At 52.5% G+C, this 11,803-nt stretch carries 11 protein-coding genes and 1 pseudogene; 7 read left to right on the forward strand and 5 right to left on the reverse strand.

The features are described 5' to 3' along the window. Positions 1-38: 38 nt before the first annotated feature. The 6 genes and pseudogenes from damX to HV345_RS26300 form a co-directional block, all read left to right on the forward strand. The gene (gene damX / locus HV345_RS01600) at positions 39-1,325 is read left to right on the forward strand and encodes a cell division protein DamX (protein WP_181636189.1); all 1,287 of its coding nucleotides are present in this window, start codon (positions 39-41) and stop codon (positions 1,323-1,325) included. Between the two features lie 117 nt (positions 1,326-1,442). Next, the gene (gene dam / locus HV345_RS01605; RefSeq protein ID WP_016154786.1) at positions 1,443-2,279 is read left to right on the forward strand and encodes an adenine-specific DNA-methyltransferase; all 837 of its coding nucleotides are present in this window, start codon (positions 1,443-1,445) and stop codon (positions 2,277-2,279) included. Positions 2,280-2,296: 17 nt separating this feature from the next. Further along, positions 2,297-2,974 carry a ribulose-phosphate 3-epimerase gene (gene rpe / locus HV345_RS01610; protein WP_003023561.1) on the forward strand — a complete coding sequence of 226 codons (678 nt, stop codon included), beginning with the start codon at positions 2,297-2,299 and terminating at the stop codon, positions 2,972-2,974. Beyond that, positions 2,967-3,725, forward strand: a complete 759-nt coding sequence (gene gph, locus HV345_RS01615; RefSeq protein WP_016154785.1) for a phosphoglycolate phosphatase — start codon at positions 2,967-2,969, stop codon at positions 3,723-3,725. The genes rpe and gph overlap by 8 nt, the downstream gene beginning before the upstream one ends. Beyond that, positions 3,718-4,722, forward strand: a complete 1,005-nt coding sequence (trpS, locus tag HV345_RS01620; RefSeq protein WP_016154784.1) for a tryptophan--tRNA ligase — start codon at positions 3,718-3,720, stop codon at positions 4,720-4,722. The genes gph and trpS overlap by 8 nt, the downstream gene beginning before the upstream one ends. A gap of 158 nt (positions 4,723-4,880) precedes the next feature. Beyond that, positions 4,881-4,958: pseudogene (locus tag HV345_RS26300) on the forward strand (hypothetical protein); the annotation flags it as partial. A gap of 77 nt (positions 4,959-5,035) precedes the next feature. On the opposite strand, the gene HV345_RS01625 reads toward HV345_RS26300, so the two are convergent. Continuing rightward, positions 5,036-5,206, reverse strand: a complete 171-nt coding sequence (locus HV345_RS01625; RefSeq protein WP_016154783.1) for a YhfL family protein — start codon at positions 5,204-5,206, stop codon at positions 5,036-5,038. Positions 5,207-5,498: 292 nt separating this feature from the next. Between HV345_RS01625 and HV345_RS01630 the strand changes: the two genes are divergently transcribed. After that, a protein-coding gene (locus HV345_RS01630; RefSeq protein ID WP_103215986.1) for an IS1-like element IS1A family transposase occupies positions 5,499-6,196 on the forward strand; the annotation gives its coding sequence in 2 pieces (ribosomal slippage) (positions 5,499-5,748 and positions 5,748-6,196; 699 coding nt in all). Between the two features lie 97 nt (positions 6,197-6,293). On the opposite strand, the gene cysG is transcribed toward HV345_RS01630, so the two are convergent. The 4 genes from cysG to nirB all read right to left on the reverse strand — a co-directional run bounded on the left by cysG (position 6,294) and on the right by nirB (position 11,542). Then, entirely contained in the window at positions 6,294-7,667 is a 1,374-nt protein-coding gene (gene cysG, locus HV345_RS01635; RefSeq protein WP_181636190.1) for a siroheme synthase CysG, read from the reverse strand. A gap of 11 nt (positions 7,668-7,678) precedes the next feature. Then, entirely contained in the window at positions 7,679-8,488 is an 810-nt protein-coding gene (gene nirC, locus HV345_RS01640) for a nitrite transporter NirC (protein WP_181636191.1), read from the reverse strand. Positions 8,489-8,675: 187 nt separating this feature from the next. Beyond that, the gene (gene nirD / locus HV345_RS01645; RefSeq protein ID WP_016154780.1) at positions 8,676-9,002 is read right to left on the reverse strand and encodes a nitrite reductase small subunit NirD; all 327 of its coding nucleotides are present in this window, start codon (positions 9,000-9,002) and stop codon (positions 8,676-8,678) included. Further along, a complete protein-coding gene (gene nirB / locus HV345_RS01650; protein WP_016154779.1) occupies positions 8,999-11,542 on the reverse strand; it encodes an NADPH-nitrite reductase large subunit in 2,544 nt (847 codons plus the stop codon). Before nirB ends, nirD begins: the two co-directional genes overlap by 4 nt. Positions 11,543-11,803: the final 261 nt, after the last annotated feature.

Here is an 11,803-nt window from a genome sequence, read left to right on the forward strand (position 1 = left end):
GCAAAGTCGTAAGCATTAACCTTTGAGTGGGGTGTTAAATGGATGAATTCAAACCAGAAGACGAGCTGAAACCCGATCCCAGCGATCGTCGTACTGGTCGTTCTCGTCAATCGTCTGAACGCGATAATGAGCCGCAAATCAATTTTGATGATGTTGATCTGGATGCTGACGATCGCCGTCCTGCGCGCGCACGTAAAGAGCGTGAAGAAGAACGGGACATTGAAGAAGAGTATGAATCTGATGACGATGACGTGGATGAAGAGCGTGTAGAACGTCGTCCGCGCAAGCGTAAGAAACCCGCCAGCAAGCCTGCCTCTCGTCAGTATATGATGATGGGTGTCGGTGTCCTGGTGCTGTTGCTGCTGATCATCGGTATCGGTTCCGCGCTGAAAGCCCCCTCATCATCTCCCAGTGAGCAGGCTGGATCTGGCGAGAAGAGCATCGATCTTTCTGGCAACAACGCGACGGATCAAGCGAGCACGACTACGGCTGCAGCAGGCGCTGAGCAGACCGCTGGCAATACCCAGCAGGATGTTTCCTTACCGCCGATTTCCTCTACCCCAACTCAAGGTCAGACACCTGCGGCAACTGAAGGCCAGCAGCGTGTTGAAGTGCAGGGCGATCTGAACAACGCTCTGACGCAACCGCAAGGCCAGGAGCAGGTTAACAATGTAGTGGTTAACTCTACGCTGCCGACCGAACCGGCGACCGTTGCGCCAGTTCGTAATGGTAATGCTGTGCGCCAGACTGCGAAAACGGAAACGGCTGAACGCCCTGCTGCGACACACCAGGAACGTAAACAGGCTGTTATTGAGCCGAAGAGCAAACCGCAAACTACGGTGAAAGCGACGCAGACAGAGCCGAAACCTGTTGCTCAGGCAAAACCAACTGCAACTGCGCCGACGACTACAACCAAAGCACCTGTGGTTACCGCTACGCCGAAGGCGACCGTTGAGCCGAAAGCAACCGCGACTACAACGCCTGCGCCAACTGCGACGGCAACAACGTCAACACCTGTTGCTGGTGGAGCGAAAAGTGCAGGAAATGTCGGAGCGTTAAAATCTGCGCCGTCCAGCCATTACACGCTGCAGCTCAGCAGTTCTTCTAACTACGACAACCTTAACGGTTGGGCGAAGAAAGAAAACCTGAAGAACTACGTGGTGTATCAGACGACGCGTAACGGTCAACCGTGGTATGTTCTGGTAACAGGCGTGTATGCGTCTAAAGAAGATGCGAAACGTGCAGTGTCTACGCTACCCGCCGATATTCAGGCGAAAAATCCGTGGGCAAAACCGCTGCACCAGGTTCAGGCCGATTTGAAGTAAGATAGGATATGTTCTGCAATGGTTTGCTGTTTCGCCCAATTGCGGGACAAAGACTAAAGCGCAGGATGCTGTCGGAGCTTTCTCCACAGCCGGAGAAGGTGTAATTAGTTAGTCAGCATGAAAAAAAATCGCGCTTTTTTGAAATGGGCAGGGGGAAAATACCCCCTGCTTGATGATATCAAACGGCATTTACCTCAGGGTGAATGCCTGATTGAACCTTTCGTGGGTGCCGGGTCGGTGTTTCTCAACACCGACTTTTCTCGTTATATTCTTGCCGATATCAACAGCGACCTCATCAGTCTCTATAACATCGTGAAGACACGTACCGATGAGTATGTGCAGGCTTCGCGTGAGCTGTTTATGCCTGAAACTAATCAGGCTGAGGTGTACTATCGGTTCAGAGAAGAATTTAATGCCAGTCAGGATCCGTTCCGCCGTGCAGTGCTGTTCTTGTATCTGAACCGCTTTGGTTACAACGGATTGTGCCGTTATAACCTGCGCGGCGAGTTTAATGTACCGTTTGGTCGTTATAAAAAACCTTACTTCCCGGAAGCCGAGTTGTACCATTTTGCTGAAAAAGCGCAGAATGCGGAGTTCCATTGTCTCTCCTATGAAGAGTGCATGGACCGTGCGGATAGCAACTCTGTGGTCTATTGTGACCCGCCTTATGCACCGCTTTCGGCGACGGCAAATTTCACCGCGTATCATACCAACAGCTTTAGCCCAAAAGAGCAGGCACATCTGGCCGAGATGGCAGAAAAGCTGGTCAGTAAGCAGATCCCGGTGTTAATTTCGAACCATGACACGCCCGATACCCGCGAATGGTACCGATCGGCGAAACATTTTCAGGTCAAAGTGCGGCGCAGCATTAGCAGCAATGGCGGCACGCGTAAAAAGGTGAACGAACTGCTGGCACTGTATAAACCAGGAGTTGTAACGCCTGCGAAGAAATAATTCTCAAGGAGAAGCGGATGAAACAGTATTTGATCGCCCCCTCAATTCTGTCGGCTGATTTTGCCCGCCTGGGTGAGGACACCGCGAGAGCGCTGACTGCCGGTGCCGACGTCGTGCACTTCGATGTCATGGACAATCACTACGTACCAAACCTGACCATCGGCCCGATGGTACTGAAATCGCTGCGTAAATATGGCATTACTGCCCCGATTGACGTTCATCTGATGGTGAAACCGGTCGATCGTATTGTCCCGGACTTCGCCGCCGCCGGCGCGAGCATCATTACTTTTCACCCGGAAGCCTCCGAGCATGTCGATCGCACTTTACAGCTGATCAAAGAGCATGGCTGTAAAGCGGGCCTGGTGTTTAACCCGGCAACACCGCTGAGCTATCTGGACTACGTCATGGATAAGCTCGATGTGATCCTGCTGATGTCCGTTAACCCAGGCTTTGGCGGGCAATCCTTCATCCCACAAACGCTGGATAAGCTGCGCGAAGTGCGTCGTCGTATTGATGAATCTGGCTACGATATCCGCCTCGAAGTGGACGGCGGCGTCAAGGTGAACAACATTGGTGAAATCGCGGCGGCGGGTGCAGATATGTTTGTCGCAGGCTCTGCTATTTTCGACCAACCAGACTACAAAAAAGTCATTGATGAAATGCGCAATGAACTGGCGAAGGTAAGTCATGGATAAGTTTCAGGATATTCGGGGCGTTGCATTTGACCTCGACGGTACGCTGGTCGACAGCGCGCCGGGATTAACCGCAGCGGTGGATATGGCGCTGTATGCGCTGGAACTGCCGATTGCCGGTGAAGAACGCGTTATCACCTGGATTGGCAACGGTGCAGATGTACTGATGGAGCGCGCGCTGGCGTGGTCGCGTCAGGAGCGCGCCACACTACGTAAGACAATGGGTAAACCGCCCGTTGATGATGATATCCCTGCCGAAGAACAGGTGCGTATTTTGCGTAAGCTGTTCGACAGATACTACGGCGATGTCGCAGAAGAGGGGACATTCCTGTTCCCTGATGTTGCCGACACGCTGGGCGCGATGCATGCGAAAGGATTGCCGCTGGGTCTGGTGACCAACAAACCGACCCCGTTTGTCGCGCCATTGCTTGAGGCGTTAGATATCGCCAAATACTTTAGCGTGGTCATCGGTGGTGACGACGTGCAGAATAAAAAACCGCATCCGGATCCGCTACTGCTGGTAGCAAGCAAGCTTGGCATCAAGCCGGAGCAATTGCTCTTCGTAGGGGATTCACGTAATGATATTCAGGCGGCAAAAGCTGCTGGCTGTCCGTCCGTTGGCCTGACTTATGGCTACAACTACGGCGAGTCGATCGCGCTGAGCCAACCCGACGTTATTTACGACCGTATTAATGAACTACTGCCCGTTCTCGGGCTTCCGCATAGCGAAAATCAGGAATCAAAAAATGACTAAGCCCATCGTTTTTAGTGGCGCACAGCCCTCAGGTGAATTGACCATTGGCAACTATATGGGTGCGCTGCGTCAGTGGGTGAGCATGCAGGATGACTACCATTGCATCTACTGCATCGTTGACCAACATGCCATCACCGTTCGTCAGGATGCTCAGCAGCTGCGTAAAGCAACGCTCGATACGCTGGCGCTGTATCTGGCATGCGGTATCGATCCTGAAAAAAGCACCATTTTCGTCCAGTCTCATGTACCGGAACACGCACAGTTAGGTTGGGCGCTGAACTGCTACACCTATTTCGGCGAGCTGAGCCGTATGACCCAGTTCAAAGACAAATCCGCACGCTATGCGGAGAACATCAACGCCGGTCTGTTTGATTATCCGGTGCTGATGGCGGCAGACATCCTGCTGTATCAGACCAACCAGGTACCGGTTGGCGAAGATCAGAAACAGCATCTGGAACTAAGCCGCGATATCGCCCAGCGCTTCAACGCCCTGTATGGCGACATCTTCAAAGTGCCTGAGCCGTTCATTCCTAAATCCGGTGCGCGCGTGATGTCGCTGCTGGAGCCGACGAAGAAAATGTCCAAGTCGGATGACAACCGCAACAATGTGATCGGCCTGCTGGAAGATCCGAAATCCGTGGTTAAGAAAATCAAACGTGCGATGACCGACTCCGAAGAGCCGCCTGTTGTACGCTACGACGTGCAGAATAAAGCGGGTGTTTCCAACCTGCTGGATATCCTCTCTGCCGTTACCGGCCAGAGCATTCCGGAGCTGGAACAACACTTTGAAGGCAAGATGTATGGTCATCTGAAAGGTGAAGTCGCAGAGGCTGTTTCCGGCATGCTGACCGAGCTTCAGGAGCGTTATCACCGTTTCCGTAACGATGAAGCTTTCCTGCAGCAGGTGATGAAAGATGGCGCAGAAAAAGCCAGCGCACGCGCGTCTGTTACGTTGAAAGCGGTTTACGAAGCGATTGGTTTTGTCGCCAAGCCGTAATGCGCTCTGCGTTGCTGAAGAAACCGGGTTCTACCCGGTTTTTTTTCGCCTGTTCGTTGGTGAATCTCAAAAAATATGAAGCGCCTCGCCGTTTGCATATTTCCTTATATCAATCAATTTAATGAAGATATAAATATTCAATTTACTGAGAATATAAAATGCGTCGGATATTTATCAAGAGAGAGGAGGGACTGACAACCCTGGCCCGCTACCTGCTCGGCGAGAAGTGCGGTAACGTGTGAATGAGCATTTAACCTATAAATATAAAAACCGGGGATTTCCCGGTTTTTTTGTATCTGCGCAATCGCTTCTGTTACAGATCTGCAGCCGGGCCACAGCCACCAATAATTTTAGAAATAGAAATTGCCGGGTGCAGGAAGTAATCGTAGGTGCAGTTATCTTTTTTGTTATCGACATGACCAGTACACGCGGTCAGCGTAGCCAGAACACCAGCAACGATAGTGATTTTTGCAAATTTCAGCATGTTAAAATCCTTGTAAGATATCTATTTTTAAATGGATGAAATCCATTTCTCGGCGGTTAAGATATCAACTAAAATAAACTTAAAGTAGTCCGGATTAGGACATAACAAGTTTTATATAAAATATGCTTTCAATGAATTTAAATGTTTTAAAAATACATTTAATTAATGATTAACGGTTGGGCTACTGAGGCGAGTATATAGCGTGTATCGGTTTTGATTTATTTCTATCGGAAGATAGGTGATGCTGCCAACTTACTGATTTAGTGTATGATGGTGTTTTTGAGGTGCTCCAGTGGCTTCTGTTTCTATCAGCTGTCCCTCCTGTTCAGCTACTGACGGGGTGGTGCGTAACGGCAAAAGCACCGCCGGACATCAGCGCTATCTCTGCTCTCACTGCCGTAAAACATGGCAACTGCAGTTCACTTACACCGCTTCTCAACCCGGTACGCACCAGAAAATCATTGATATGGCCATGAATGGCGTTGGATGCCGGGCAACTGCCCGCATTATGGGCGTTGGCCTCAACACGATTTTACGTCACTTAAAAAACTCAGGCCGCAGTCGGTAACCTCGCGCATACAGCCGGGCAGTGACGTCATCGTCTGCGCGGAAATGGACGAACAGTGGGGCTATGTCGGGGCTAAATCGCGCCAGCGCTGGCTGTTTTACGCGTATGACAGGCTCCGGAAGACGGTTGTTGCGCACGTATTCGGTGAACGCACTATGGCGACGCTGGGGCGTCTTATGAGCCTGCTGTCACCCTTTGACGTGGTGATATGGATGACGGATGGCTGGCCGCTGTATGAATCCCGCCTGAAGGGAAAGCTGCACGTAATCAGCAAGCGATATACGCAGCGAATTGAGCGGCATAACCTGAATCTGAGGCAGCACCTGGCACGGCTGGGACGGAAGTCGCTGTCGTTCTCAAAATCGGTGGAGCTGCATGACAAAGTCATCGGGCATTATCTGAACATAAAACACTATCAATAAGTTGGAGTCATTACCCGGAAGATAAATAAATGCCCTGAATATGAACTGTCCAACTTTATGGGGGCAGTCCAACATCAGGGCATTTTTCAGCGTTCAATTAATGGTTCGAGAACCAGTTCAGCTTATCGCGTAGTCCAACCACGCGGCCGACGATAATCAGCGCCGGGCTTTCAACCTGCTGCGCCAGTTCGCCGAGTTGCGAAAGCACCCCGCTAACAACGCGTTGCTTCACGGAGGTACCGTTTTCTACCAGCGCGACAGACATATCGGGTTGCATGCCAAATTCGATCAGTTTTTCCTGGATAGTAGCCGCCTGATTGAGGCCCATGTAGAACACCAGCGTCTGTTTCTCTGCCGCCAGGTTTTCCCAGTCCAGCTCGCCGCCGGTTTTCAGGTGCCCGGTGACCAGACGTACACTCTGGGCGTAATCTCGATGGGTCAGTGGAATGCCGGAATAGGCGGAACAACCGGATGCTGCGGTAATACCTGGCACAACGGAGAATGGAATACCGGCATGGCACAGGGTTTCCAGCTCTTCGCCACCACGGCCAAAGATGAACGGGTCGCCACCTTTCAGGCGCACGACGCGTTTGCCCTGTTGCGCTTCACGCAGCAGGATCTGGTTAATTTCTTCCTGCGGTACACAGTGGTAGCCCGCGCGTTTACCGACGAACACCCGGTCGGCATCGCGGCGTACAAGGTTCATGATGTCGTCGGATACCAGACGGTCATAAACCACGACATCCGCTTGCTGGATCTGCTGTAGACCTTTCAGCGTCAGCAGCCCGGCATCGCCAGGACCGGCGCCAACCAGCACTACTTCGCCTCGATGGTCCAACGGTTCGCTGAGCAACTGCTCGGTGGTTTCCTCGACGGCTTTCTGGTCACTGTTCGCCAGCGACTGCGCCAGGCGGTCATTCACGAACAATTTTTCCCAGAAGCGGCGACGTTCACCCATGCTGGCAAACTGTTCTTTCACTCGGGCGCGTAACTTGCCTGCATATTGCGCGACCTGGCCCAGATGCTGAGGCAGCACAGATTCAAGTCTTTCACGTAGCAGACGGGCAAGCACCGGCGATGTACCGCCGGAGGAGACCGCCACCATCAGCGGCGAGCGGTCGATAATGGAGGGCATGATAAAACTGGCTGCTTTTGGCGCATCGACCACGTTGCAGAAAATACGACGTGATTCTGCGGCGGTGCTGACGCTTTGGTTGACGGCATCGTCATCGGTGGCGGCAATAGTCAGCCAGCAGGTGTCGAGCAGGGACTCGTCGAACGGTCCCTCAACCAGCGTCAGCATGCCTTCATCTGCCCATACGGTGAACTGCGGAATAAACGCCAGCGCATTAACCGTTATACGGGCGCCAGCTTCCAGCAGTAACCGCGCTTTGCGTTCTGCGACATCACCACCGCCGACGATCAAGCAGTCGCGGTCACGTAGTTGACAAAATATAGGCAAATGATCCACGACATTACCCCTTAATTATTGGCAGTAGCCTCTGGCTGGTTGATTTTTGCCGGAACAGGACGCTCCGATTTTGGCGTAGCATACCAATAACCCAATCCCATGAATACGACACCGGACAAAGTATTACCGAGTGTCACCCACAACAGGTTATGACCAATTCCTGACAGGGTATAGGCTTCGCTGTGGTGACCGAACCAGGAGAGGGCAAACAGCGTCATGTTGGCAACCGAGTGCTCGTAACCGGAAGCGATAAACGCCAGCAGACACCACCAGATAGCGAGGAATTTTGCTGCGCCCTCGGTACGAATTGCCATCCAGATTGCCAGACAAACCAACCAGTTACACAGTGCGCCTTTAAAGAACAGCACCGTTGCTGGCGCGGTAGTTTTTGCCAACGCTACCGAATGGACGATGCTGGTATCGACCGGCAGCAGGCTACCGCCGCCCCAACTATAAAGCAGAGCGACAAACACGGATCCGACCAGATTACCCAGCCAGGTTTGCGGCAGAATAGCCCACATCTGACCGTGACTGATGGTGCCCGCTTTAACGCCAAGCGTCAGGAACATCGTGTGTCCGGTGAACAGTTCAGAACCGGCGATAATAACCAGCGTTAAGGCAATACCAAAGGTTGCACCCATTACCAGAGGACGTACGGACGGGTCGAGCAGATTACCGAGGGTGAAAATAAGAATGATGCCGAGACCCACATAGGCTCCTGCCATTGCCGAACTGATCCAGAATCCGAGCGGGTTATTAGCCGAGAGGCGTGCGATGCGCGCAGCGTTAGCCGCACACTTATTAATAGTGTCTGTGAACATGTGTTGATTATCCTTGAAGTACAAACAATAAAAAGAAATCGTAACCGTAGGCCGGATAAGGCATTTATGCCGCCATCCGGCAATGTGCTTGTGCAATTGCCGGATGGCGCTACGCTTATCAGGCCTACAAATAAAAGACCTACAAATACGTCAAAAAAGGGGAGGCGTTGCGCCTCCCAAAAATTTATTAACCGCGCAGTTGCACCGTGCCGTCTTTCACTCGGGCTTCGTAATGTTTCACGGAGAACTGTTCGTCTTCCATGCACAGACCGTCGCTTAAGCGAAAGCGCTGTTTTTTCAGCGGGCTGGCGACCCACAATTCGCCCTGATGTTCAGCAATCAGCCCACGAGAAAGCACGCTGGACTCGAAGAATGGGTCGATGTTGCTGATCGCAAACACCTGGTCGCTGTGATACGGGCGGAAAATCGCAACTTGCTCGCTACCTAACAGGGCGCAGACGCCTGTTGCAGGCAGAATGTCATCGATTTTGCAGATGTTTTTCCACTGGCTCATGCGTTTTCCTCCACCAGAGTCACCGGGATACGCTCATAGGGCGTGGCCGGACGATGTTGTTCACGTTCAGGCACAACCTGGACATTCGGATCGCGTTGATCGCTGTTGATAAAGTGTTTGAAGCGAACCTGTGCGGATGGGGTGTTAACTGTCTCTGTCCACTCGCAGACCACCGCTTCACGCAGACGGGCCATCTCTTCTTCCAGGTGCTGGTTCAGCCCCAGTTTGTCGTCGATGATGACCGATTTCAGATATTCGATACCGCCTTCCAGGTTGTCTAACCATGGTGCGGTTCGGGTCAGTTTGTCGGCGGTACGGATGTAGAACATCATGAAACGATCAAGGTATTTGAGCAGCGTTTCGCGGTCGATATCCGCTGCCAGCAGGTCTGCATGACGAGGTTTCATCCCGCCGTTACCGCAAACGTACAAGTTCCAGCCTTTCTCAGTGGCGATGATACCCACGTCTTTGCCCTGAGCTTCCGCACATTCACGGGTACAGCCGGAGACGCCGAATTTCATTTTGTGCGGGGTACGAATGCCCTTGTAGCGGTTTTCCAGCTCCACGCCGAATCCGACGCTATCGCCGACGCCATAACGGCACCAGGTACTGCCTACGCAGGTTTTCGCCATACGCAGGGCTTTGGCGTATGCGTGACCGGTTTCAAAGCCCGCTTCAATCAGCTGACGCCAGATTTCCGGCAGGTCATCTTTTTGCGCGCCGAACAGGCCGATACGCTGAGAACCGGTGATTTTGGTATACAGGTTAAATTCACGCGCGATACGGCCCACAGCCACCAGGCCTTCAGGAGTTATTTCTCCGCCCGCGGAGCGCGGGATCACGGAGTAGGTACCGTCTTTCTGGATGTTCGCCAGGAAGTTGTCGTTAGTGTCCTGCAGCGGCGTGTGCTGTGGTTTGAGGATGTACTCATTCCAGCAGGAGGCCAAAAGGGAACCTACGGTTGGTTTACACACTTCACAGCCGTAGCCTTTCCCGTGTTTTGCCAGCAGCTCTTCGAAGGTTTTAATTCCTTCTACACGGATCAGATGGAAAAGTTCCTGACGCGAGTACGGGAAGTGTTCACACAGGTTGTTGTTAACTTCGATCCCCTGTTTCGCCAGTTCAGCGTTCAGGACCTGCGTTACCAACGGGATACACCCGCCGCAGCCGGTACCAGCTTTGGTTTCAGCTTTCAGCGCCGCAACGGTGTGGCAGCCTTTGTTGATAGCGGCGATCAGCATGCCTTTGGTGACGTCGAAGCAGGAGCAAATCTGCGCGCTGTCCGGCAGTTTATCGACACCGATAGACGGCTTACCGCTGCCCGCGTGAGCTGGCAGAATCAGTGAGTCTGGGTTTTCCGGCAGTTCGATGGCGTTCAGCACCAGCTGCAGCAGGTTGCCGTAATCGCTGGTGTCACCGACTAAAACCGCCCCGAGCAGGGTTTTGTTATCTTCGCTAACGATGAGGCGTTTGTAGACTTCTTTGCTTTCGTCGAGATAGACGTAGCTACGGGCGCCCGGCGTGCGCGCATGCGCGTCGCCAATCCCGCCGACGTCAACACCGAGCAGCTTCAGCTTGGCGCTCAGATCCGCGCCTTCAAAGGCGTTTTCGGTTTCGAGAATATGGTCGACGGCAACCTGCGCCATTTTGTAGCCTGGAGCGACCAGACCATACACGCGGTTGTTCCAGCTGGCGCATTCGCCGATGGCATAGATGTCCGGATCAGAAGTCTGGCAAGTATCGTTAATCACAATACCACCGCGCGGCGCAACGTCCAGGCCGCATTGGGTGGCCAGTTTGTCGCGTGGGCGAATACCGGTAGAAAAGACGATGAAATCGACTTCCAGTTCGCTACCGTCGGCAAAACGCATGGTTTTGCGCGCTTCGGTGCCTTCCTGGACGATCTCTTTAGTGTTTTTGCTGGTGTGCACACGCACGCCCATGCTTTCAATTTTGCGACGTAACTGCTCGCCACCCATGTGATCCAGCTGTTCGGCCATCAGCATCGGGGCAAATTCAATCACGTGGGTTTCAACGCCGAGGCTTTTCAGCGCACCTGCGGCTTCCAGACCCAGCAGGCCACCGCCGACGACGGCACCGCGTTTGCTACGGCGCGCGCAAGATTCAATGGCGTTGAGGTCTTCGATGGTGCGGTAAACGAAGCAGTCTTGGGTTTCCGAACCTTTAATCGGTGGGATCCACGGATAAGAGCCTGTCGCCATGATCAGCTTATCGTAATAGACCGTACGACCCGCGCTGGAGTGGATCACCTTCTCCTGGCGGTTGATGGTGATTGCGCGTTCGCCCACTAACACCTTAACGCCATGCTTCTCGTAGAATCCTTCACGCACCAGAGAAAGTTCTTCGGCGGTGTGGTGGGAGAAGTAGGACGATAGGTGGACGCGGTCGTACGCTTTGCGGGGTTCTTCACAGAAGACGGTAATATCAAAATTGGCAGCGTCGGATTTATCAAGAAGATCCTCAATAAAGCGATGGCCGACCATACCATTACCGATAATAGCGAGTCTGACTTTGCTCATTTTTGCCTCGATTTCTTTTCTATTACTGCCTACCTTAACGATTCAGCAACCCCGCTTATTGATGCAAATCAAATTCGCCTTTATATACTCCTTAAGAGGTATATAGCTGATTTAACTGCATTTTTATAAGTTACGGAATTAACAGGCTTTTCGTGTTTGTATAAATAGCGTACAAATTAAGGGGTTTTTGTAAGAATTGGCCTACAGCACCAGAGAAAGAAGAGGGTGGGGGAATAGGCCGGAGGGCGTCTGCGCCTTATC

The organism is Citrobacter sp. RHBSTW-00986, assembly GCF_013783065.1.
In the GTDB taxonomy this organism is placed as follows: domain Bacteria; phylum Pseudomonadota; class Gammaproteobacteria; order Enterobacterales; family Enterobacteriaceae; genus Citrobacter; species Citrobacter braakii.

Excerpts from the sequence above, each read along its gene's own strand:
- nirB (WP_016154779.1), bottom strand. The coding sequence starts at position 11,542 with ATGAGCAAAGTCAGACTCGCTATTATCGGTAATGGTATGGTCGGCCAT.
- nirC (WP_181636191.1), bottom strand. The coding sequence starts at position 8,488 with ATGTTCACAGACACTATTAATAAGTGTGCGGCTAACGCTGCGCGCATC.
- damX (WP_181636189.1), top strand. The coding sequence starts at position 39 with ATGGATGAATTCAAACCAGAAGACGAGCTGAAACCCGATCCCAGCGAT.
- gph (WP_016154785.1), top strand. The coding sequence starts at position 2,967 with ATGGATAAGTTTCAGGATATTCGGGGCGTTGCATTTGACCTCGACGGT.
- rpe (WP_003023561.1), top strand. The coding sequence starts at position 2,297 with ATGAAACAGTATTTGATCGCCCCCTCAATTCTGTCGGCTGATTTTGCC.
- nirD (WP_016154780.1), bottom strand. The coding sequence starts at position 9,002 with ATGAGCCAGTGGAAAAACATCTGCAAAATCGATGACATTCTGCCTGCA.
- trpS (WP_016154784.1), top strand. The coding sequence starts at position 3,718 with ATGACTAAGCCCATCGTTTTTAGTGGCGCACAGCCCTCAGGTGAATTG.
- dam (WP_016154786.1), top strand. The coding sequence starts at position 1,443 with ATGAAAAAAAATCGCGCTTTTTTGAAATGGGCAGGGGGAAAATACCCC.
- HV345_RS01625 (WP_016154783.1), bottom strand. The coding sequence starts at position 5,206 with ATGCTGAAATTTGCAAAAATCACTATCGTTGCTGGTGTTCTGGCTACG.